The sequence below is a fragment of the Enterocloster alcoholdehydrogenati genome (genome assembly GCF_013282095.1).
In the GTDB taxonomy this organism is placed as follows: domain Bacteria; phylum Bacillota; class Clostridia; order Lachnospirales; family Lachnospiraceae; genus Enterocloster; species Enterocloster alcoholdehydrogenati.
Map to the genome: position 1 here is coordinate 209892 of NZ_BLTJ01000007.1, position 22781 is coordinate 232672.

Below are 22781 nucleotides of genomic sequence, written 5' to 3' on the forward strand. Positions count from 1 at the left end.
AGGGCTGCCATATGTTGAACACCAGCCCCATTTCATATCATATCAGGGTTTTACAGCATTACGGATCTGATCAAGTTTCTCTGTAGACATACCAATTGCAGAACTTACCTGAATTTCTCCCGCTACCACTTTTTCCTGCATTTCTTCAATTTTGGCCTTCTGTTCCTCTGTAAAGGATGCTTCATACACATCATTTTTCGCAAGTCCTACTCCATCCTCTGCAATGCCAAGGCTCTCTGCCGTTCCCCATTGCAGCTCGCCGTTTAAGTCTTTTTGGATCGCCATGAAGATAGCGTCTCCTACGTTTTTTACCATGGATGTCACAATATGCTCTGCTGTTGCAGTATCACCGTTTTCCGCATATGCTGCCGACTGGTCAGAGTCTACTCCTATCATCTTGCGGTCCTTCTCTACAGAAGCCTCGATTGCTCCCAAACCTGAAGGACCTGCCGCTGCAAAAATCACCTCTGCCCCCTGATCAAACTGAACAATACCATGTTCCTTCCCCTTTGCAGGATCATAATAGTCTCCTGTATAGGTATTGATCACCTTCACATCCGGGTTTACGCTCTGAGCCCCTTCAATGTATCCAATCAAGAAGTCATTGATAGGAGGAATATCCATACCCCCAATAAATCCAATAGTTCCTCCTGCCTCTACAGACAGTCCTGCTGCCACTCCAGCGAGGAAAGACCCTTCATTCTGCTTAAATGTTGCGCAGTACACGTTACTTAAATCCTCTGATTCAAAATCCACCGTATTATCAATCAAAATAAACTTTTTATCTGTATACTCAGGAGCGAGTTTTTGAATTGGCTCTACCATAGAAGGTGAAACCGCTATAATCCATTCCGCATCCTCATCTGCCGCATCTGCCAGAGCCGGTTCCCATTTGGCTTCATCATCACCTGTCTCAATCACCTGAATATCAAGCCCAAGTTCCTCTTTAAGCCTCTGCATTCCCCTGTTTGCCGAATCGAAAAATCCCAAATCTCCCAAATTTCCGTTTACAATCAAGATCGCTTTTTTTCCATCCGCTTCTTCAGCCTCTTTCCCCACTGTGGTTGCGTCTGACTCAGCTTTTTGAGTTTCCTTTCCTCCTCCGCACGCTGTAAGGCTAAAACATATCGCTGTTGCCAAAACCGCTGCTGCAATTTTCTTCATAGTAAACCCTCCCTAATTGATCATTTGTTGTTCTGTATTCTTAAAATAACCTCTGTTATTTACTGCCTAAAAATTCAAAAACCTCTGTTTTCTCCGGTATTCCCGCTGCGGCTCCCTTCTTTCCCACCGCGAGAGCACCCGCTGAACAGGCTACCCTCAGACATTCCCCATAAGTGTTTCCTGTAGCTACTCCTGCAAGAAAATATCCACAAAAAGTATCTCCTGCCCCTGTAGTATCCACAGTTTCTACCTGAAAACCGTTCTGTCTGTGTACTTCTTTCTTATTAAAAAACACAGCTCCCTTCTCCCCAAGAGTCAGTACAAATGACGCATCGGGATACATTTCTGTCAATTTTATCTGGATTCCCTCAATATCATCCATTGACTCCCCTGCCAGCGCACCTCCTTCCACTTCATTTAAAATAAAATAATCCACAAGCCCCAAGTCACACTGGTCAATCGCCTCATTTATTGGCGACGGATTAAAAGCGACCAACATCTTTCTTTTCTTTGCCTCCTCCATGGCAAATCCTATGTTAGGCACTTCATTCTGCAGCAGCACCATATCACCCGGCTCAAATTTCTGCAAAATCTGATAAATATATTCCCGGCTTACTTTTTCGTTTGCCCCGCCTACGATAATGATGTTATTCTGGCCTTCTTCGTTTACCTGAATCACTGCATGGCCGCTCGGCCCTTCCAGATGTTCAATATATTCCGTATGTACTCCCGAATCTGTCAGCATATCAACTAAAGTTTCTCCATCGCACCCTACTGCCCCTGCATGATACGTCTCTACCCCTGCTTTTGCCAGCGCAATGGACTGATTCAGACCTTTCCCTCCGCAGAACTCTTCATATTTTAAAGCGCGAATGGTTTCTTTTGGCCGGACAAATCGCCTGACTGTATAGGTTCGATCTATATTCAAAGAACCAATGTTTAGAACCCTCATTTTTCTGCCCCTCCATGTATTGTTATAATTTAATAATAAAATGCTTTCCGAAATCATTTTCTTAAATCTAAAATACCTAACTTTTATCTTTGTGTCAATAGTATTTTGTCATATTTTATATTTTATTTTACTTTTTTGTTTTTTTATTGTATAATAAATATATATTCAGTAAAGGAGTATGATAAAATAACAATGACCATCCGTGAAATTGCCCAACTTGCCGGAGTATCTGTCTCTACAGTATCCAAAATTATGAACGGAAAGGATGACAGCATCCGCGCCGAAACACGCGAACACGTACTTCAGATTGCAAAAGAATACAATTATAAGCCTTACGCCTCAATCATGACTTCCTACTCTGCCAAAAGCCTGTGTATTGGTGTGATCCTGCAAAATGTCAATCAAATGAGTCTGTATGCCAGCGGTATTCTCACAGCGACCCAGAACTACGGCTATTGTGTTATATTTCGTGAAAGCAGCGATTCGTCTGAAGAAGAGATAAAAAATATTTCTGCTCTCATCAATATGAATGTAGACGGAATCCTTTTAGATCCAGTTGTCCCTGACTGTGACTCTTCCATCAAGCAGCTGCAGACTGCCGCGATCCCCTACCTTCTCTTTGATACCGACCGCACAGATGCGTACAATCTGGATTTTCGGCAAATGGGCTATACGGCTGCCGAAGCTCTTGTAAACGCTGGCCACAGGGAAATTGCCTGTCTGATCGACCAGACTGGCAAATCCGCTTCCTTCCTCCATGGTTATCAGCAATGTTTATTTGAACACAATATACCGTTAAATGAAGAACTGATTTTCCACGAGGAAAGCCTGTTCCCTTCTGAACGCTTATCCAGCCATCTTTTCAGCGGCATTATCGTATTCCACTATTCCGCCGCCATACAGCTGGTTAAAACAGCGGAAACACTGCATTACCATATTCCCTGCGATTTCTCTGTCGTATCGCTAAAAACAGATATTCAGGAAAGCTACTGCTTTGATATTTCTGCCCTGACGATTCCCTGTACTACCTTTGCCAGACATATCGCAGAACTTCTGATTCAAATCGTAGAAAAAAAAAAGAAGAGGCGTTGTCTGCTCCCCCTTTTTCAAAGCTAAACCATACCCATTCCATCGACATCCCCTACCATTCGCGCACGAAAAAGGTGATTTCACTGGGCAGTATCAACATTGATAATTATATGAACTTCAAAGAATTGCCGCATACCGGAAAAACCGTCACTTCACCTGCCTCTGTTACACTCCCCGGCGGAAAATGTATGAACGAAACAGTTGGCATCTGCAAGTTGGGGCACAGCGCCTGCGCCATCGGTCGTGTGGGTGATGATGCAGATGCAGATTTTCTGTACCAATATGCCCGAAACTATCTATTGGACACTTCCGGCATCCGGCGGAGCAAAGGGCAGAAAACCGGCCAGGCCTACATCTTCGTTCAGGAGGACGGAAACTCCATGATTTCCATTATGGCCGGAGCTAATAACAGCCTGTCCTCCAAAGATGTTGCCGACAGCGAGCATATGTTTGCAAATGCCAGCTATTGTCTGATGCAAACGGAGGTTCCCATCGATGCACTCATCAAAGCCGGAGAGCTCTCCAGAAAATATGGCCTCACTACAGTTTTAAAGCCCAGCGCTTGTTCTCAGATTCCAGACAGGCTCCTCCAGTTTACCGATATTCTTGTTCCCAATCTGGACGAGCTCAATGAAATCTGTCCCGGAAACCAGACCATGGAAGCAAAAGCTGATTTTCTCCTTTCATGCGGTGTACAAACCGTTATTGTCACACTTGGGGATCAGGGATGTTATATCCGTTCTGGCTCACTTACCTACAGCTTTCCAGCTATTGATGTTGTAACCGTGGACAGTTCGGGAGCCGGAGACGCTTTTATCTGCGCCCTTGTATCTTACCTTCTATACGGCTACAGCCTACTTTCAGCTGCAAAAATAGCAGGCTATGCCGCCGGACTCAGCACCACACGCCAGGGAACCACCTCTGCCCTTGTAGACCGCCACACTCTTGAATCCTATATCAGGAGAACAGAGCCGGGGCTTCTATAATTTCCAAATGAAAAAGACATGGCATCCATACGCAACCCCTGCGTACTAGATATCATGTCCTTTTCTTGTTTTAATTTTTTACCCCTTCAGCGCCCTCATAGCATTCAAAATCGCGATCACAGACACACCCACATCTGCGAACACTGCTTCCCACATATTGGCCGCTCCAAATGCGCCCATGATCAGAACGATCAGCTTTACGCCCAAAGCGAATACGATATTCTGCATCACGATCCGCAGAGTACGGCGGGAAATGCGGACGATAGATGCGATCTTTCGGGGGTCATCATCCATAAGAACAATATCCGCAGCCTCGATCGCCGCATCTGAACCCATGCTTCCCATGGCAATTCCCACATCCGCACGGGAAAGAACCGGAGCATCATTGATGCCGTCACCTACGAATACCAGTTTTTCCCTGCCTTTGCACTCTGTGAGCAGTTTTTCCACCTGATCGACCTTATCGCCAGGAAGAAGCTCTGCATAAACCTCGTCCAGGCCAATCTGCCCCGCTACTGCTTCTCCGGTCTCTTTCCGGTCTCCCGTAAGCATAACCGTCTTTACCACTCCGGCATTTTTGAGAGCGCCTATTGCCTCAGGTATGCCATCCTTAATCACATCGGAAATAAGGATAGCTCCCAGAAATGTCCCTTCCTCAGCTATATAAACCACTGTTCCGGCCTCAGAACAAGAATCATAAGAAATATGCTCTTTTTCCATCAGGCGTCCATTTCCGGCCAGTACCGTATGTCCGTCTACCTGAACACGGATTCCGTGACCGGAGATCTCCTCGGCCTGTTCTACCCGATTGTGGTCTAGTGGTTTCCCCCAGGCATCGCGGATAGAACGGGAAATCGGGTGCTCAGAGCAGCTTTCCGCCAAAGCCGCCAGTTCCAGAAGGGCCAGCTGGCGATCCGACCAGCTGTTTTGGTTAGAAACAGATTCCTGCTTTTTTACAGACGACGCCGGATAAATCCCCGTCACCTTAAATTCTCCCTTTGTCAGTGTTCCCGTCTTGTCAAACACTACCGTATGGACACTGGCAAGCGCCTCCAGATAGTTGCTTCCCTTTACCAGAACTCCATTTCTCGATGCGGCTCCGATGCCGGAGAAGAAACTCATGGGTACGGAGATCACAAGAGCACAGGGACAGGAGATTACCAGAAACGTACAGGCTCTGCGGATTCCTTCATTCCAGCTCTGCCCCAGAAGAAGCGGCGGCAGAATCGCCAGCAATACGGCTCCGATCACTACCGCAGGAGTATAATATCTGGCAAACCGGGTAATGAAGTTTTCCACAGGCGCTTTTTTGCTGCTGGCATTTTCCACCAGTTCCAGGATCCGGGCCACCGTGGAATCGTCAAATTCCTTTGTGACCTCTACACGCAAAAGACCACTTCCATTGACGCAGCCGCTGATCACCTCGTCTCCGGCTTTTGCCCTTCTTGGAACCGATTCCCCTGTAAGCGCTGAGGTATCAATCATAGACTCCCCTGAAATGACGGTTCCATCCAGAGGAATCCGCTCTCCCGGCTTGACCACGATCACGTCCCCCACAGACACATCATCCGGATCCACCTGCTCCAGTTCTCCGTCTGTTTCCACATTTGCATATTCCGGGCAGATGTCCATGAGAGCGGTGATGGACTGACGGGAGCGGTTTACCGCGTAATTCTGGAACAGTTCGCCCACCTGGTAGAACAGCATAACAGCTACGGCCTCTGAATACTGGCTTACCGCAAATGCGCCAACGGTTGCCAGAGCCATCAGAAAGTTCTCGTCAAATACCTGGCCGTTTTTGATATTGCGCAGGGCCTTGTAAATGATATCCCATCCAATGAGAAAATAAGGCACCAGATACAGAACCAGCAATGGAAGGCTCCCCTCCTCAAAGGGAAGCGCTCCCATATGATCCGCAGCCGTCAGGCCAAGATAGATCACAAAGGTTCCAAGAATCCTTATGAGCATATGTTTCTGCTTCGTTGTCATGGTCATCCTCCTGCTACATATTGATGATGCAGTCTGGCTCTACCTTTTTGCACACATCAACAACCTCTTTCATAATGTCATCGAAACGGCTTTCATCCGCCTCAATAGTCATCTTCTGCATCATAAAGCTTACATTTGCGTCCGTCACCCCGTCGATTTTCTTAATGGCATCCTCCATTTTTGCGGCGCAGTTGGCGCAGTCCAGATCGGTTAATTTAAATTTCTTCTTCATTCTTTTATTCCTCCTGATATATTTTGCTCTGTTTTTAAATTATTCTGAAATATGCTCCATACCCTGACTGAGTATGGTTTTTACATGGCTGTCTGCCAGGGAATAGAACACAGCCTTGCCCTCCCGCCGGTTTTTCACCAGACGATTCTGCTTTAAGATACGAAGCTGATGAGAAATGGCCGACTGGTTCATGTTAAGAAGCTGGGCGATATCACACACGCACATCTCTGCCTCAAACAGCACATACAGGATCTTGATCCTGGTAGAGTCTCCAAATACCTTAAAAATCTCAGCCAGATCATACAGCTGATCCTCTTTGGGCATCTTTTCTGTCACTGACCGCACCACATCCTCATGAACCTGATAAAAATCACAGCACTCTACATCATTTAACGCCATAATTCTCCTCCTTTCTCTTTCATATAGGTCAGAAAATCTCATTCATACGCCCATTCATATGAATAGATGTTCATATGTTTATATCTACAGTATATTCACTTTTTTTTTAAAGTCAACCCGTATTCAAAAAATAAAATGATATTTTTTATCAGTTTGTTCGCATCCAGCTTTTTTCAAATGACAAATGAACGCAAAAATGCTCTCCGGTTTCCTGTCCCCGGAGAGCACTGCTCTTTGCTGCGCCATTTTCTTATGCAGCTGTCTATTTTACTTTTCTTCCTCTTCCAACTGGATTCCCAGCTCCTCTAACTGCTTTTTGTCTACCGGAGCAGGAGCCTCGGTCATCAGACAGGAGGCGTCCTTTACCTTCGGGAAGGCAATAACGTCGCGGATGCTGTCTGCTCCAACCATCAGCATGATCATACGGTCCAGGCCGTATGCCAGGCCTGCGTGAGGAGGAACACCGTACTTGAATGCTTTTAACAGGAAGCCAAACTGCTCCTGGGCCCTCTCAGGCGTAAAGCCCAGAACCTCAAACATCCTGGACTGGATGTCGGCCTGATGGATACGGACAGAGCCTCCGCCCATTTCCACACCATTTAATACGATGTCGTATGCCTTTGCGCGGACACGGCCTGGATCAGAGTCAAGGTACTGCAGATCTTCCTCCATGGGCATGGTAAATGGATGGTGCATTGCCACGAAGCGGTTATCTTCCTCGGAATACTCAAGAAGCGGGAACTCTGTTACCCACAGAAACTTAAATTCATCCTTCTTAAGCAGTTCCAGCTGTCTTGCCAGCTCCAGACGGAGGTTGCCCAGTACGTCAAATACCACCTTGTCCTTATCAGCGGCAAAGAGAAGGAGATCTCCCGGCTTTCCGTCCATAGCTGCTATAAGGGCGGCCATTTCCTCTTCCTTCATGAATTTTGCAAAGGAGGACTTATAAGTGCCGTCCTCATTGATGGCAGTATATGCAAGGCCCTTTGCGCCAAAGCCCTTTGCGTACTCTACCAGAGCGTCGATCTTTTTTCTCGGCATATGGCCCTGGCCCTCAGCGTTAATGCCGCGGACAGAACCGCCATTTTCCAAAGCACCCTTAAATACCACAAATTCGCAGTCCTTTACCACTTCGGAAACGTTCTTTAATTCCATTCCAAAACGCAGATCCGGCTTGTCAGAGCCGAAACGGTCCATGGCCTCTCTCCAGGTCATGCGCTGGATAGGAAGCTGCAGGTCATAGCCGCAGATCTCCTTAAAGAGTTTCTGTAAGAGGCGCTCATTTACATCCAAAACGTCGTCTACGTCTACGAAGGACAGCTCCATATCGATCTGTGTAAACTCTGGCTGACGGTCTGCACGCAGATCCTCGTCACGGTAGCAGCGGGCCAGCTGGAAATAGCGGTCATAGCCGGATACCATTAACAGCTGCTTAAACAGCTGGGGAGACTGGGGCAGAGCATAGAAGGAGCCGGGATGCACACGGCTGGGTACCAGATAGTCTCTCGCACCCTCCGGGGTGCTCTTGATCAGGGTAGGCGTTTCAATCTCAAGAAAGCCCTCTTCTGCCAGAAACGCTCTTGTAAGGGTAGCCACGCGGCTGCGTGTGATCAGGTTGCGCTGGATGTCAGGCCGTCTTAAATCCAGGAAACGGTACTCCAGACGCAGCTCTTCCTTTGTCTTGCTCTTTTCCTCGATCGGGAATGGCGGGGTATCAGACTCTGCCAGGATGCGTAAGGACTTTGCCCGCACCTCGATGGCTCCTGTCGCCAGATTTTCATTGACAGCGCCGGAACGGGCCTCTACGCGGCCTTCCACTGCCACTACGAACTCGCTTCTTAACCGTTCAGCCTTTGCGAAGCTCTCAGCGCCGCAGTCGCTCTCCTCGAAGATCAGCTGTAAGATACCGGAACGGTCTCTTAAATCCACGAAAATAATGCCGCCTTTATTTCTGCTCTTCTGAACCCAGCCCATGATGGTGACATTTTCACCGATCTGCGCCGCAGTTACCTCTGTACATCTGTGGGTGCGCTTCAACCCTGCCATTGATTCTGCCATGCTCTATTCTCCTTTATCATCGTAAAGATTTATAACCGTTTAATGTTTCAGGCTTTCTCTGTAAAATTCCTTAAATTCCCCATATCCCTCTTTGCCAAGCTGCTCCTTCTGGAACTTCTTGTTTTTGTTCATCTGGGCTACCAGCACCTGAACTCCCTTTTTCCTCTCCTCCATGGCTTCCCGGATCACTGCCGCCAGCTCCCCGGAACCGATGCCTTTTTCAAAGAGAAATGCCTTCTTTTCTCCGGCTCCCGGAACGGTAAAGCCATTGTCTAAGAGGATGGTGACAATGCGTTCAAAACCAATGGAAAAACCGCAGGCCGGCGTCTCCATGCCAGTGAACTTGCCAATCATCTTATCGTAGCGTCCGCCGCCTGCCACAGAGCCGCCGAAACCTTCCATGGATACCTCGAAAATGGTTCCTGTATAGTAGGACATACCGCGCACCAGGGTTGGATCAAATTCCAGGCCAAAGTCTGTTTCCGCTACGTCCTTAACCGTCTCCATAATGTGTACCAGTCCCTGGCAGACTGCCGGATCCATCACATCCTTTAAGGTCTCGCCCAGCGCCTTTACTCCCTCAGCGTCTCTTGTAACGGTACGAAGAAGTTCCAGATAGCGGTCTACGCTTTCCCTGGCATTGCCATTTTCCAGCAGCTCTTTTTCTACGCCCTCAAAGCCAATCTTGTCCATCTTGTCCAGAGTGATGAGCACGCTGTCCATGGACTCCTCTGAGAATCCGCAGCAGCGGGCCATGCCAAAGAGGATGCCCCGGTCATTGATACGGACGGTAAATGCGTTTTTAGGGCAGATTTTCCCAAGGGCAGTGGTGGTTGCCAGAATCAGCTCGATCTCCGCTAAATTGCTGGGATCGCCTAGGATATCGATATCGCACTGGGTAAACTGACGGAAACGGCCCTTCTGTGGACGGTCCGCTCTCCATACGCTGCCCATCTGCAGAGCCTTAAAGGGGCTTGGAAGGCTGGAGGCATTGTTTGCGTAGTAGCGGGACAGGGGAAGCGTCAGGTCATAACGCAGGCCGCTGTCGGTTACGTCATTCTCATCCTGCGCCGTCTCCAGGTTTAACTTGTCGCCTCTTTTTAATACCTTGAAGATCAGTTTCTCATTATCGCCGCCCTGTTTGCTGGTCAGGTTTTCGATATGCTCTACACAGGGAGTCTCAATCTGGGAAAAGCCGAAGCTTTTATAGGTTTCACGGATCTGGTTCATAACGTACTCACGGATCTGCATCTCCGCAGGCGTGATGTCTTTCATTCCGGTTACTGGTTTTTTTGTTAACGGCATAGTATTTTCTCCATTATCTTAATCATACTCGTCATGTGCTGTGAACGGTTGTTTCGTGATTACTATTGTAATGTACTTTTTCTATTTTGCAAGTGTTTTGAGGAAATTAACGGGAAAATCATAGAGGCCGGTTTATAAGCATCCCCCCAGTATCCTCTCCTTTCTCCCAATCATCTCATCAATCCTGCTGATATACTGCTCTACTTCCTTTACGTTCTCGCACCGTTCTCTGCGGTTTTCTGCAGGAAATACAACCTTTGTGGTGGTTCCCGCGCCGCAGGCGGCAATGGTCTGAAGTTCCTCCATAATGAGGATATTGTAAATGCACGCTTTGCCCGGAAGAGAGTAGCCTACGTTCTCAAAGTTTCCGGCCATGTTTTTCTGGCGGTACAGGTAATACGGCTCCATCCCCAGACGGCGGGCGCTGGCCTCGCTTAAGGCGATCATCTCAGGGGTATTGCTGATCTTTAAACCTCCGTATTCTTCCTTAAACATATTTAAGCGGGCGGCCCGCTTGATCGCCAGGGAATGAACCGTAAGGGAATCAGGACGCAGGGCCTCGACCTCTTCCAGTGTGCGGCTCACATCATCCAGGTCCTCCTCCGGCAGCCCCATAATCAGATCCATGTTGATGTTGTCAAAGCCCAGCTCCCGCGCCATATGAAACGTTTCCTTTACCATTTCCACGGTATGATGGCGGCCGATAAGATCCAGCGTCTTTTGGTTCATGGTCTGGGGATTGATGGAAATCCTCGTGATGCCGTGGTTTCTAAGTACCTGCAGCTTTTCCTCTGTAATGCTGTCGGGACGGCCCGCCTCCACGGTAAACTCCAGGGCATTTTTTGTATCAAAAAGGCGGTCCAGCCTTGTCAGAATGGCATCTATATCCTCTGCAGGAAGGGAGGTCGGCGTTCCGCCTCCAAAATAGATGGTGTCCAGAGGACGGCCCTTCATCTTCTTTGCCACATATTCCATTTCCTTAAATAAGGCCTCCAGATAAAGGCCTGTGCGGCCCTTCCACCTGCTGATGGGGTATGAGGTAAAAGAACAGTACAGACAGGTCGTGGGACAAAATGGGATTCCCACATAAAGACTGTAGCCCCGGTCATAATCCAGGGGCTCCAGCAGTCTTTTTTCTCTGGAGGCGATCTCAATGCTTAAGTCGATCTTTTCGTCGCTTGCCAGATAGGTCTTTTTCATAAAGGAACGGATCTCCTCTTCCTTCCAGCCTTCTTCCAGACGGCTCAGAGCAATCTTGGTAGGACGGATCCCGGTCAGAGACCCCCAGGGCAGTTCATGGCCTGTACGCTGTGTCAGCATACTGTAGAACGCCTGTTTAATCACATTCTTCGTCTCACTGTGGTCTGACAGGTCGCAGAAGGCTCTGGAAAATGCGCTCATCCTCCAGCCCTCCAGCCCCTCGGGCACAGGCAAATGAGGATTGCCGTCTGCCGCCTGGCCTTCCACCGCCCGTTCCCAGAGGGCGATTTCAGCGCTTTCTCCAGCAAAGCGGGTCTGCACATAGAAATCCACCTCGTCCTTTATTTCATGGGCGTATGTCTCACCCGGATAAAAAGACATCAGAAGTTCTCTGATGTCCTGTTCGTATGCATTATCCTGTATCAGTAAACCGATCATTTTGTTCCTGCTTTCTCTTGATGATACATCCATTTACAGAAAAATGGATTCTTTTATCTATAGCACGCGATGGGGTTATTCCCAGCCTCGTATCCAATCGTCGTGGGCTCCCCGTGTCCCGGATATACCATGGTATCCTCTGGAAGTACAAACAGCTTATGGATCACAGAATCCACTAACTCCCTGCTGCTTCCCGTAGGCAGATCCGTCCTTCCATAGGAGTCCTGAAACAGCGTATCTCCTGCAAAAATCACATCCTCCTCCGGCACATAATAGCACACAGATCCTGACGTATGACCCGGCGTGGCAATGACCTTCCATTTGTATCCCAGAAACTCAAGCTCCTCCCCGTCATGAACCAGGCAGTCTGCATGAAAGCTCACCCCGCTCTCAAAATAACGGCCGGTCAGGTTCAATGATGTATCTGCCAGCATGGCGTCCTCTGTCTCAGAGGCGTATATTTTGATGCCGAAGGCCCTGGCTGCCTGAGGCGCCGCGCAAATATGATCAAAATGGCCGTGGGTCAGCAGCACCGCCGTCAGACGGATTCCCAGTTCACTGCATTTATTTAAAATAAAATCCCCATTGTCTCCGGGATCTACTGCCACCGCTTCTTTGGTGCTCTCATTGTATACCAGATAGCAGTTCGTGCTCACAGATCCCACCACACACGTTTTTATCCTGAAATCGCTCATATATATTCTCCTTTTAAAGATACCCAGGTATATCTGTATTTTCCCATGCCGGCTTTATTTCCGGTATAAGAGATCCAGCCCGGCGCTGATTTAACCCGTAGTTCTCTGGATATCCAGCACGCCTTCGATCTGACGGATCTTCTCTGTGATCCGGTTCAGCTCCTCCGTTCCATGAATATCAAAGGTCATAATAATAGTGGCCTTGCCCTGCTTGCTGGTTCTCACATTCATAGAAGTAATATCGATCTGTTTTTCCGTAAATACCTTGGAAATATCCGCAAACATACCGATCCGGTTGTTGGCAAAGATCTGGATCTCGGTGGAATACTGCTCCGTGCTTCCCGCAGCCTCCGCCACCTGCCACTCCGCATCGATCAGGCGTCCTCTCTCGTCCTCCGGCAGATTGATCACATTGATGCAGTCCGTCCGGTGAATCGAGACGCCCCGGCCTCTTGTGACAAATCCCACGATCTCGTCCCCCGGCACCGGATTGCAGCAGCGGGAAAAGCGCACCGCCAGATCGTGAAGGCCCTTTACCACAATGCCGCTCTTATTCTTACGAACAGTCGCTTCTCCGGCCCGTCCGTCCGTATCGGCGATCCCGCCTAATACATCCGCGTCAGTGATCTCTCGCTTGCGCTTCTTCTCCCGTTCCTCCACCATTTTGTTGACAACCTGGCCTTCCTTAAGGCCGCCGTGGCCGATGGAAGCCAGAACGGAATCCCAGTCCTTAAAGGCATACCGGTTCATAACCTTTTCCATAAATTCCGGTTTGCCAAGCTCCGCCCAGTTGATCCCCTTGGCCCTGCAGTAATGCTCAACTGCTTCCCGGCCTCTGACGATGTTATCCTCCTTCATCTGGGTCTTGAACCACTGGTTGATCTTTGTCTTTGCCTGGGTGCTGCGCACCAGCTTTAACCAGTCCCTGCTGGGGCCTTTGCAGTTCTGGGAGGTAATAATCTCGATCTGATCGCCGTTCTGTATCACATATTCGATAGGAACCAGCTTTCCATTGACCCTTGCGCCAACCATCTTGTTGCCCACAGCGCTGTGAATCGAATAGGCAAAGTCAATGGGCGTAGAACCGCTTGGCAGCGTCTTTACGTCTCCTGAGGGCGTAAAGCAGTATACACTGTCGGAGAACAAATCCAGATCGCCCTTTACCATATTTAAAAATTCCCTTGAATCGTCTGTATCCTTCTGCCACTCCAGAATCTGGCGCAGCCAGCTCATCTTCTCTTCTTCCTTGCCGGCCGCCACCTGGCCGCTGCCGCTTTCCTTGTATTTCCAGTGCGCCGCAATACCATATTCTGCCGTGCGGTGCATCTCATAGGTGCGGATCTGGATCTCAAAGGGCTGGCCCGTACTGCCGATCAGTGTAGTGTGAAGGGACTGGTACATATTAGGCTTCGGCATGGCAATATAGTCTTTAAAACGGCCGGGAATGGGCTTATACATCTCATGGATCACGCCCAGGGCTGCATAACAGTCCTTCACCGTCTCCACCATGATCCGAACCGCAAACAGATCATAAATCTGGTCCAGGGTCTTGTTCTGCTTCACCATCTTCTTATAAATGCTGAAGAAATGCTTCACCCGTCCCCCTACGGTGGCGTCGATGCCTGCCTCCTTCATATGCTCCCTGACCTCGTCCACAATAGACTGTACAAAGGCCTCTCTGGCGTCCTTGCGAAGATCCACTTTCTCCACCAGGTCATAATATACCTCCGGATGAAGAAATTTTAAGGACAGATCATCCAGCTCGATCTTGATCTTTGAAATACCCAGACGGTCCGCAATGGGAGCATAGATCTCCAGCGTCTCTCTTGCCTTTTCCTTCTGTTTCTCCGGCTTCCAGTATTTTCCGGTTCGCATATTGTGCAGGCGGTCCGCCAGCTTGATGATAATTACGCGGATATCCTTTGCCATAGCCAGAAACATCTTGCGCAGGTTTTCCGCCTGGATCTCTACCTTATCCTTATCCCAGTTTAACTGTGTCAGCTTGGTAACGCCGTCTACCAGAAACGCCACTTCGGAGCCAAACTCCTTTGTCAGCTGCTCCAGTGTCATAATGGTGTCCTCCACCACATCATGAAGAAGGCCTGCCGCAATAGTCTCCTTATCCATCTCCAGATCGGCCAGAATAATCGCCACGCAGAGCGGATGGATGATATAGGGCTCTCCTGATTTGCGCTTCTGCTCCCTGTGAGCTTCATCGGCGATCTTATATGCCTTTTCGATCATGGTAAGGTCGTCGGACGGATGATACTTGCGGATCGCTCGGATCAGATCCTGATAGAGTACCTCCGGGCTGGTAAAATCAGCCGGCGCTTCCAGTTCAATATCCAGTTTTTCTTTTGTTCCCTCTTTTCCCATATGTGTGGTCACCTTTTTTCCTAGAAATAGTTTAGTTTACATTATAATTTTATTTCTGCGAAAAAGCAAGGCCCGCCTTGAAAAAAGGGAAGAACCAGGCTCCGCCGGGCGGCGTCCGCCCTACCTGCGGCTTCAAACAAAAAAACACCCGATACAGCAGCCGGCCATCAGCAGACCTGACGCCTATCCTGCATCGGATGTTTTTTCTTAAAATAATATTATGAAAGCTCCAGCTTTCCTGTATAAAGCTGATAGTAGGTTCCCTTTAAGCGGATCAGATCCTCATGGTCGCCCCGCTCAATGATCCGTCCGTGATCCAGAACGATGATGGCATCGCTGTTCCGAATGGTGGACAGACGGTGAGCGATGACAAAGACAGTACGTCCTTTCATCAGGTTATCCATGCCCTTCTGTACAATGCTCTCCGTTCTCGTATCAATACTGGAGGTAGCCTCGTCTAAGATCAGTACAGGCGGATCCGCCACGGCCGCTCTGGCAATGGACAAAAGCTGTCTCTGCCCCTGGGACAGTTCCTCGCCGTCTCCGCTGAGCATGGTATCGTATCCGTCTGGCAGCATACGGATAAACTGGTCTGCATGGGCCAGCTTTGCAGCTGCATAAATCTCCTCATCCGTAGCATCCAGCTTTCCGTAGCGAATATTGTCACGGATCGTTCCCGTAAATAAATGGGTATCCTGAAGCACGATTCCCAGAGAACGTCTTAAATCGTCTTTTTTGATCTTTGTGATATTGATGCCGTCGTAGCGGATCTTGCCCTCCTGAATATCGTAAAAACGGTTGATCAGATTGGTAATGGTAGTCTTTCCTGCACCTGTGGAGCCTACGAAAGCCAGTTTCTGTCCAGGCTTTGCAAACAGGCTGATATTGTGAAGGATCACCTTCTCCTCATCATAGCCGAAGGTCACATCCTCAAACCGTACGTCACCGGTCAGTTCCGTGTAGGTCACGCTGCCGTCATTGTGAGGATGCTTCCATGCCCACATACCGGTGCGCTCTCTGCACTCGGAGATCACTCCGTCTGCATCCTTTTTCGCATTTACCAGGGTTACATAGCCCTCATCCGTCTCTGATTTTTCATCGATCAGGGCGAAAATGCGCTCTGCGCCCGCCAGGGCCATGATGATGGAGTTAAACTGCTGCGCCACCTGCATAAATGGCTGGGTAAAGCTCTTTGTAAACTGCAGGTAAGAAGCCATCACACCCAGAGTGATGCCGCCAATTCCCATAACAGACAGGAAACCTCCTAATACTGCCGTCAGCACGAACTGCAGGTTTCCGATATTTCCGATTACAGGTCCCATAATGTTGGCAAATGTGTTTGCCTGAGAAGCACACTCAAAGAGGGACTCGTTTAACCGGTCAAACTCCTCCTTGGACTTGCTCTCATGGTTAAATACCTTTACCACTCTCTGGCCGTTCATGCGCTCCTCTACAAAGCCGGTCACATCCGCCAGAGCCACCTGCTGGCGCACGAAATACTTTCCGCTGTTTCCGCCGATCTTCCTGGACACAAACAGCATCAGGAAGATGACCAGAACCGCCAGAGCCGTCAGAATCGGGCTTAATACCAGCATGGAAATAAAGGTCACTATGATGGTAAAGAAGGAGGTGAGCGCCTGGGGGATAGACTGGCTGATCATCTGGCGCAGGGTATCGGTGTCATTGGTATAAAGGCTCATGATAGAGCCGTTTGTATTCTGGTCAAAATACCGGATAGGAAGGGTCTGCATATGCTCAAACATATCGTCGCGAATCCGCTTAAGCACACCCTGACCAATATAAACCATCAGCCTTGTATAGGTAAACGTAGCCAGCACGCCCGCAAGGAAGATACAGCCTAAAATGCCGAGAGCGTGATACAGTCCGGCAAAATTCGGGTTCTGCTGCCCGATCAGAGGGATGATAAAATCATCCAGCATGAATTTTAAAGACAAAGATACGGAAATGCTTGCCCCGGCGCTGATAAAGATACAGATAAACACCAGGAAAAAGCGCAGTTTATAGGTCTCTGTCACATATTTCAAAAGACGTTTTGCCGTCTGAAGGGTATTTTTGGAAATTCTCGATTTCTTATCACTCATCGTCTCCGCCTCCTTTTACCTGTGACTCGTATACTTCCCGATAGATCTCATTGGTGCGCAGCAGCTCCTGAGAAGTACCGATACCTACGATCTCGCCTTCATCCAGAACGATGATCTGGTCTGCGTCCTCTATCGAGGAAACGCGCTGAGCAATGATGATCTTTGTAGTATCAGGGATCTCCTCCCTAAACGCCCTGCGGATCAGGGCATCTGTCTTTGTATCCACGGCGCTGGTGGAGTCATCTAAAATCAGGATCTTCGGTTTCTTTAACAGGGCTCTTGCAATACACAGACGCTGTTTCTGACCGCCAGATACATTATTGCCGCCCTGAACGATCATTGTATTATATCCGTTAGGGAACTCCTTTACGAAACCGTCGGCCTGAGCCAGGCGGCATACTCTCTCCACATCTTCGTCCGTGGCGTTTTCATCACCCCAGCGGATGTTTTCATAAATGCTCCCCGTAAAGAGCACATTTTTCTGAAGCACCATGGAAACCTGATCTCTCAGTGATTCCAGATCATACTCTCTTACGTCAATACCGCCTACCTTTACGCTTCCCTTTGTTACGTCATAAAGCCTTGGGATTAACTGCACCAGAGTGGATTTGGAGCTTCCCGTTCCGCCGATTATGCCTATGGTCTGGCCCGGCTTGATGGAAAGGTTCACATTTTTTAAGGAAAGGGTTCCGCCTTCGCCGGCGTAGCTGAAGTCTACGTGGTCAAAGACAATACCTCCGTCCAAAACCTCTTTCACCGCATTTTCCTTCGGCTGCATCTCCGGTTCCTCAGTGAGTACGCCGGTGATACGGTCTGTAGACGCCTCAGCAATCATGATCAGCACAAATACAAAAGTTACCATCATAAGAGACATCATAATCTGCATAGCGTAGACAAGGACGCTCGTCATCTCTCCGGTCTCCATGGTTCCAAACGCAATGCTCTTTCCGCTGATCGCCACTAAAAGAAGGATCACTGTATACATTACAAACTGCATTACAGGAGAGTTCCAGGCCACAATGCCCTCTGCCTTTGTAAACAGCTTATACACGTATTTGGAAATGCCGTGGAACTTGTCGATTTCATGGCCTTCCCTTACAAAGGATTTTACTACGCGGGAAGCGTTTACATTTTCCTGAACGGAATTATTTAAAATATCGTACTCATCAAAAACCTTTACAAAATGAGGATGGGCCTTTTTCGCGATAAAGATCAGCGCTCCGCCCAGAACCGGGATCACGACCAGAAACAAAAGAGCAATCTTCGGGTTGATCACCAGGGTCATAAACCAGGATAATACTACCATGATGGGCGCTCTGGCCAGCAGGCGGAGGCTCATCATATAAGCCATCTGGATATTTGTGATATCCGTAGTCATACGGGTAACAAGGCCGGACGTAGAGAAATGGTCAATATTCTTAAAGGAAAACTCCTGTACCCGGTAGAATATATCGTGGCGCAGATTCTTTGCGTAGCCTGCCGCCGCCACAGCGGCCATCCTTCCGGCTACCACGCCGAAATACAGCGCCAGCATAGCCATCACCACCAGGATCAGGCCTCTCTGAATGATATAGGGCAGATTGCCCTTTGCGATGCCGATGTCAATGATCTTTGCCATTTCCATAGGTATCATAACTTCCATAAGCACTTCCAGCAATACAAAAAACGGAGCCAGAATCGACTGCTTTTTGTATTCCCGAACCGATTTTAACAGTAATTTATTCATCTTTTCCTGCTTCCTCCTTTATGTCTTTATTTGCTTTTAATGCTTCCTTTTCTGCCCGCACAAGATTGCCGAACATCCTGCACATCACACTGCGCCAGACTCTGATCTCTTCCTCCGGTATGCCTTCCATCAGAAGAATCTCTGTCCTCTTAAGCTGTTCTTGGATCTGAGGGCGCAGCGTCTCCGCCCTGGCCGTAGGCACGATGCGCTTTAATCTGGCATCCTTTTGGACACTTTCTCTTCGGATAAACCCATTTTTTTCCAGAAGCTTCAGAATCCCCGTCACTGTTGATTTGCGGATCCGAAATTCCTCCTCAATATCCTTCTGGTAAACGTCTGTATGAAGCGTACGCAGCAGGATAAATCTCATAATATGCCTCTGAGATCCTGTAAGTCCCTCGTCCGGCGCCAGTTCTTCAAGAACATTCCTGCGTTTCAGCTGGTGAGACAGCATATGGATCATTCGCCCCATATGCATTGTTTCCATTCTGCACTCAATATCCTGCATCCTTCCACCTCTTTGTATTCATCCAATTAGTTAGTGTCCTAACTTTTGGTATTATACAGAGATTATATTTTATTGTCAAGCCATTTTATTTGGGGAAAATTGTGAAAAATATGTGTCCTCTTCAGATGGGGCAAACACAAAAAGAGGCTTCCATAAAATGTCAGCCTCTCTTATATATTCCTGCATTCTTTCCTGCTTACTTTCCCTCGTAAACAATCGCCGAATCTACAGCATAGTCCTTCAGTTTTTCTCTGCCCTTCAAACCGGCTAATTCCATCACAAAGCAGATCTTCACTACCTGGCCTCCCAGTTCTTCGACCAGCTTAATGATCGCCTCTGTGGTGCCGCCGGTGGCGATCAGGTCGTCTACGATCACAACCTTCTGGCCTGGACGGATAGCATCTTTATGAATCTCAATCTCGGCAGTGCCGTATTCTAATTCATACTCTGCGGAAATAGTCTCGCAGGGCAGCTTGCCCTTTTTGCGCACCGGCACAAAGCTCTTGTGCTCCGCATAAGCCACCGGCACGCCGAAGATAAAGCCTCTGGACTCTGGTCCTACGACCACATCATAGTCCAGTTCCTTTACCATGGCTCTCAGGCTGTCAACAGCCAGCTGCAGGCCATCGGCGTCCTGCAGAATAGAAGTCACATCTCTGAAAATGATCCCCGGCTCTGGAAAGTCAGGGATACTTCTTACATAATCTTCCAGTTTCTTCATGATTCGCCCTCTCTTTTTGTTTGTTTTACAACATTCTCGTCGGATAAATCCTCATTTAGATTCCGCACGGTATTTCTAATAATGAGCTTGTTGTTGAGATAGATCCGCCGGTTGTCTATAACGCCCTCGTCCAGACGGCGCAGGAGCACCCTGGCTCCCTCTTTTGCGATCTCACCCATATTCCGCTCTATGGTAGTCAGATGCATATCTGAATACCCGGACAAATCCCAGTTATCAAAGCCGATCAGGGAAATATCCTCCGGCACCGCCAGGCCCGCCTCAGTGATGGCTGTCCTGGCGCCAAAGGCCATCTCATCATTAAAGCAGAGGATGGCCGTAGGCCCATAGGACAGAAGCTGTTTTGCCGCGCTGTATCCGCTGGCATAGCGGTAAGTACCATTGATCACAGGCACCGCATCGGGATCCATCCCACGGTTTCGCATGGCCATTCTCCAGCCCCGGTGGCGCAGGCGGTTGGAATCCAGCTCCGGCCTTCCCTCGATCACTGCCAGTTTCCTGTGGCCGTTATCCAACAGGTACGACATGGCCCGCTCCATGGCTCTGGCCTCGTCAGTGGTCACATTGGGAGCGTCGATATCCACAGAACGGCAGATCACCACCATGGGGATCTCCTTCGCCATGACCTCATTCATAAAATCCATATCCTCATTTTTCTGGGACAGAACGATGATGCCGTCATAGTAGCTGGGATTCAATGTACCCGGCTCATGCATATCAATACCCTTGACTACTACATTATACTTACTTCCCGTGATGCTGTAAACCCCCGTCAGCACATCATGAAGAACATAGGGCGATGTCATTTTGCTGATGGTAGAGAAATACAGTCCGATCACATAGGACCGCGATTTTTTCAGATGAATCGCCGCCTGATTGGGCACATATCCCATCTCCGATGCCAGACGGCGTATCTTTGCCTTTGCCTCCGTGTCTCCGGCCCCTACCCCATTTAAAGCCCTGGAGACAGTAGAATAGGAAACTCCGGCTTTCTTTGCGATATCCTTGATCGTAACCGCCATTTTATCCCCTCCGAATTACATATTTCCAATATTTTCCGTGACGACAGCCGGCCCCTCCTGGCCGCTTACCTCCACATTCTTTAACACCAGTTCCTCAATGTTATTGGCGTAAATGCCCTGACGGCAGGTTGTCCTGCTGCAGCCCTCCATCATGGCCGGCTGGCCGCACATGGGGTTCTCGGCATAGGTCACACGCACATTTTCCATCTCTACGCGGCCGATCTTCTTCTCCGGAAGCCCGTACATATAGGCGGCAGCCACATGGCAGTTGGTCGCCTCGATATTGCGGAAGGTCAGAGTGCTGATCTCAGGCAGACGGTCATCCACCGGGCCGGCCTCTTTGCTGCGCACATACTCGGAATGGCCGTCAGGATCGCAGAAATAGAAGCAGTTGATAACAAATGGAGTCATCACATGATCCATAGTGATATTTTCAAATAAAATGCCCTGGATTACCGCGTCCTTGCCGCGGCCTCTTCTGGTCTTGATCCGCAGGCCCCGGTCGGTGTGCAGGAACATACAGTCTCTTACCGTCAGATTCTTTACGCCGCCTGCCATCTCGCTTCCGATGGTGATAGAGCCATGTCCGTCTCTCATGCAGCACTGGCGGATGGTGATATTTTCACATGGGCGCTTGTAGGTGGCGCCCATGTAGATCTTGCCGGATTTTATGGCGATACAGTCGTCACCCAGGGAGAAGTATACGCCTGTAATTTCCACATTTTTACAGGACTCAGGATCCAGGCCGTCCGTGTTGGGGGAATCCTTCGGATTTAACACCTTCATATCCAGGAAACGCAGATTATCAGAAAAATAGGGATGCAGGTTCCAGCTTGGGCTGTTCTGAACCGTGATTCCCTGAAGGACTACATTTTCACAGCGCTCTAAAAATACCATTCTTGGACGAAAGGCTCCGTTCATGAGCTTCGGATCTTTCCACCAGTTTTCCTTATTGGCATTTCCCTCAATGGTTCCCTGCCCGTAGATGGTTACATTTTTCACATTTACACCAGTAATAATAGCGGTGAACATACGCAGGGGATTGCCCTCCCAGGTACCCAGATTATACTCTCCCTTTTCATCATAGCTCTGGACCATACCCTCAAATACAGGGAAACGGCTCCGGTCTGTGAAAGCAGACAGCACAGCTCCCTCATCCAGTTCAATGGAAACGTCATCCCGTAAAAACAGAGAGGTGATCCGGTAGGTTCCTGCCGGAATCAGCACGCGGCTCTGCTTGGGGCAGGCCATAACAGCAGCCTGAATAAAGAGAGTGTCATCGCTCTCGCCGTCACCCTTTGCGCCGAAATCGCGGACATTTAAGGTAACAAATTCATAATCGGTAGAGAAATAGGACATGATACGTTCTCCATGCTCATTGACCGCCTCCACTTCATACTGGGTGTCAGGAGTTAAATGATACAGGCTGGTAATCGTCTTATCCGTCTTTGCCACTTCCTTCTGGTTCAGGAAAATGGTCCAGGATGAAGCAGTGTGGTAGCGGCCTCCGTCGGCAATCTCGATCACGGCGCATCTGGCATTTTTGTAGATCACTTTTAATTCCATAACTATGTCTCCTTTTTCTGATCCGGCGTCTGGTGCGGATTCTGATATCTTTTATAAAAATGGGGGACTCCCGCAAAGAGAATCCCCATGTTAGAATACAATGTAAGTTTTAACCCTTAACACCGCCGGCTGCAATACCGTCGATGAAAGCGTCCTGTGCACAGAAGAATACTACCAGGGAAGGAATAATGGAGATCAGGGACATTGCCAGGATTCTGTTCCACTGGAAGCCTAC

Annotated in this window: 18 protein-coding genes and 1 pseudogene; 2 read left to right on the forward strand and 17 right to left on the reverse strand. The window is 48.9% G+C overall.

Annotation, left to right across the window (positions count from 1 at the left end; translation table 11 throughout):
- Positions 1-42: 42 nt before the first annotated feature.
- Together HW447_RS10045 and HW447_RS10050 are read right to left on the reverse strand one after the other, a co-directional pair.
- On the reverse strand, positions 43-1164 hold the full coding sequence (locus tag HW447_RS10045; RefSeq protein WP_176255165.1) for a BMP family ABC transporter substrate-binding protein: 1122 nt from the start codon (positions 1162-1164) through the stop codon (positions 43-45).
- Between the two features lie 55 nt (positions 1165-1219).
- Positions 1220-2116, reverse strand: a complete 897-nt coding sequence (locus HW447_RS10050) for a ribokinase (protein ID WP_176255166.1) — start codon at positions 2114-2116, stop codon at positions 1220-1222.
- Between the two features lie 192 nt (positions 2117-2308).
- Here HW447_RS10050 and HW447_RS10055 point away from each other — a divergent pair, with 192 nt between their 5' ends.
- Together HW447_RS10055 and HW447_RS10060 are read left to right on the forward strand one after the other, a co-directional pair.
- Positions 2309-3232, forward strand: coding sequence for a LacI family DNA-binding transcriptional regulator (locus HW447_RS10055; RefSeq protein WP_176255167.1), 924 nt, complete (start codon positions 2309-2311; stop codon positions 3230-3232).
- 47 nt (positions 3233-3279) lie between these two features.
- A complete protein-coding gene (locus HW447_RS10060; RefSeq protein WP_279285682.1) occupies positions 3280-4191 on the forward strand; it encodes a ribokinase in 912 nt (303 codons plus the stop codon).
- Between the two features lie 78 nt (positions 4192-4269).
- Here HW447_RS10060 and HW447_RS10065 read toward each other — a convergent pair whose 3' ends face one another.
- The 15 genes and pseudogenes from HW447_RS10065 to HW447_RS18390 form a co-directional block, all read right to left on the reverse strand.
- Entirely contained in the window at positions 4270-6180 is a 1911-nt protein-coding gene (locus tag HW447_RS10065; protein ID WP_176255169.1) for a heavy metal translocating P-type ATPase, read from the reverse strand.
- 13 nt (positions 6181-6193) lie between these two features.
- Positions 6194-6412 carry a cation transporter gene (locus HW447_RS10070; RefSeq protein WP_176255170.1) on the reverse strand — a complete coding sequence of 73 codons (219 nt, stop codon included), beginning with the start codon at positions 6410-6412 and terminating at the stop codon, positions 6194-6196.
- A gap of 39 nt (positions 6413-6451) precedes the next feature.
- The gene (locus HW447_RS10075) at positions 6452-6811 is read right to left on the reverse strand and encodes an ArsR/SmtB family transcription factor (protein WP_176255171.1); all 360 of its coding nucleotides are present in this window, start codon (positions 6809-6811) and stop codon (positions 6452-6454) included.
- A 267-nt stretch (positions 6812-7078) separates the two neighbouring features.
- Positions 7079-8869, reverse strand: coding sequence for an aspartate--tRNA ligase (gene aspS / locus HW447_RS10080; protein WP_176255172.1), 1791 nt, complete (start codon positions 8867-8869; stop codon positions 7079-7081).
- 39 nt (positions 8870-8908) lie between these two features.
- Positions 8909-10174 carry a histidine--tRNA ligase gene (gene hisS, locus HW447_RS10085; protein WP_176255173.1) on the reverse strand — a complete coding sequence of 422 codons (1266 nt, stop codon included), beginning with the start codon at positions 10172-10174 and terminating at the stop codon, positions 8909-8911.
- Positions 10175-10306: 132 nt separating this feature from the next.
- Positions 10307-11812: a coproporphyrinogen dehydrogenase HemZ gene (hemZ, locus tag HW447_RS10090; protein ID WP_176255174.1), complete on the reverse strand. Its 1506-nt coding sequence runs from the start codon at positions 11810-11812 to the stop codon at positions 10307-10309.
- Between the two features lie 53 nt (positions 11813-11865).
- On the reverse strand, positions 11866-12507 hold the full coding sequence (locus tag HW447_RS10095; protein WP_176255175.1) for an MBL fold metallo-hydrolase: 642 nt from the start codon (positions 12505-12507) through the stop codon (positions 11866-11868).
- Positions 12508-12597: 90 nt separating this feature from the next.
- The gene (locus HW447_RS10100) at positions 12598-14883 is read right to left on the reverse strand and encodes a RelA/SpoT family protein (RefSeq protein ID WP_176255176.1); all 2286 of its coding nucleotides are present in this window, start codon (positions 14881-14883) and stop codon (positions 12598-12600) included.
- A 218-nt stretch (positions 14884-15101) separates the two neighbouring features.
- Positions 15102-16985, reverse strand: coding sequence for an ABC transporter ATP-binding protein (locus HW447_RS10105; RefSeq protein ID WP_176255177.1), 1884 nt, complete (start codon positions 16983-16985; stop codon positions 15102-15104).
- Positions 16978-18711, reverse strand: a complete 1734-nt coding sequence (locus HW447_RS10110; protein WP_176255178.1) for an ABC transporter ATP-binding protein — start codon at positions 18709-18711, stop codon at positions 16978-16980. The genes HW447_RS10105 and HW447_RS10110 overlap by 8 nt, the downstream gene beginning before the upstream one ends.
- Positions 18704-19198, reverse strand: coding sequence for a MarR family winged helix-turn-helix transcriptional regulator (locus tag HW447_RS10115; protein ID WP_243176265.1), 495 nt, complete (start codon positions 19196-19198; stop codon positions 18704-18706). The genes HW447_RS10110 and HW447_RS10115 overlap by 8 nt, the downstream gene beginning before the upstream one ends.
- A 217-nt stretch (positions 19199-19415) precedes the next feature.
- Entirely contained in the window at positions 19416-19940 is a 525-nt protein-coding gene (locus HW447_RS10120) for an adenine phosphoribosyltransferase (RefSeq protein WP_176255180.1), read from the reverse strand.
- Positions 19937-20980, reverse strand: coding sequence for a LacI family DNA-binding transcriptional regulator (locus HW447_RS10125; RefSeq protein ID WP_176255181.1), 1044 nt, complete (start codon positions 20978-20980; stop codon positions 19937-19939). The genes HW447_RS10120 and HW447_RS10125 overlap by 4 nt, the downstream gene beginning before the upstream one ends.
- Before the next feature lie 15 nt (positions 20981-20995).
- Positions 20996-22546, reverse strand: coding sequence for a glycoside hydrolase family 28 protein (locus tag HW447_RS10130; protein WP_176255182.1), 1551 nt, complete (start codon positions 22544-22546; stop codon positions 20996-20998).
- A 109-nt stretch (positions 22547-22655) separates the two neighbouring features.
- Positions 22656-22781: pseudogene (locus HW447_RS18390) on the reverse strand (carbohydrate ABC transporter permease); the annotation flags it as partial.

Excerpts from the sequence above, each read along its gene's own strand:
- HW447_RS10045 (WP_176255165.1), bottom strand. The coding sequence starts at position 1,164 with ATGAAGAAAATTGCAGCAGCGGTTTTGGCAACAGCGATATGTTTTAGC.
- HW447_RS10050 (WP_176255166.1), bottom strand. The coding sequence starts at position 2,116 with ATGAGGGTTCTAAACATTGGTTCTTTGAATATAGATCGAACCTATACA.
- HW447_RS10055 (WP_176255167.1), top strand. The coding sequence starts at position 2,309 with ATGACCATCCGTGAAATTGCCCAACTTGCCGGAGTATCTGTCTCTACA.
- HW447_RS10065 (WP_176255169.1), bottom strand. The coding sequence starts at position 6,180 with ATGACAACGAAGCAGAAACATATGCTCATAAGGATTCTTGGAACCTTT.
- HW447_RS10070 (WP_176255170.1), bottom strand. The coding sequence starts at position 6,412 with ATGAAGAAGAAATTTAAATTAACCGATCTGGACTGCGCCAACTGCGCC.
- HW447_RS10075 (WP_176255171.1), bottom strand. The coding sequence starts at position 6,811 with ATGGCGTTAAATGATGTAGAGTGCTGTGATTTTTATCAGGTTCATGAG.
- aspS (WP_176255172.1), bottom strand. The coding sequence starts at position 8,869 with ATGGCAGAATCAATGGCAGGGTTGAAGCGCACCCACAGATGTACAGAG.
- hisS (WP_176255173.1), bottom strand. The coding sequence starts at position 10,174 with ATGCCGTTAACAAAAAAACCAGTAACCGGAATGAAAGACATCACGCCT.
- hemZ (WP_176255174.1), bottom strand. The coding sequence starts at position 11,812 with ATGATCGGTTTACTGATACAGGATAATGCATACGAACAGGACATCAGA.
- HW447_RS10095 (WP_176255175.1), bottom strand. The coding sequence starts at position 12,507 with ATGAGCGATTTCAGGATAAAAACGTGTGTGGTGGGATCTGTGAGCACG.
- HW447_RS10100 (WP_176255176.1), bottom strand. The coding sequence starts at position 14,883 with ATGGGAAAAGAGGGAACAAAAGAAAAACTGGATATTGAACTGGAAGCG.
- HW447_RS10105 (WP_176255177.1), bottom strand. The coding sequence starts at position 16,985 with ATGAGTGATAAGAAATCGAGAATTTCCAAAAATACCCTTCAGACGGCA.
- HW447_RS10110 (WP_176255178.1), bottom strand. The coding sequence starts at position 18,711 with ATGAATAAATTACTGTTAAAATCGGTTCGGGAATACAAAAAGCAGTCG.
- HW447_RS10115 (WP_243176265.1), bottom strand. The coding sequence starts at position 19,198 with ATGGAAACAATGCATATGGGGCGAATGATCCATATGCTGTCTCACCAG.
- HW447_RS10120 (WP_176255180.1), bottom strand. The coding sequence starts at position 19,940 with ATGAAGAAACTGGAAGATTATGTAAGAAGTATCCCTGACTTTCCAGAG.
- HW447_RS10125 (WP_176255181.1), bottom strand. The coding sequence starts at position 20,980 with ATGGCGGTTACGATCAAGGATATCGCAAAGAAAGCCGGAGTTTCCTAT.
- HW447_RS10130 (WP_176255182.1), bottom strand. The coding sequence starts at position 22,546 with ATGGAATTAAAAGTGATCTACAAAAATGCCAGATGCGCCGTGATCGAG.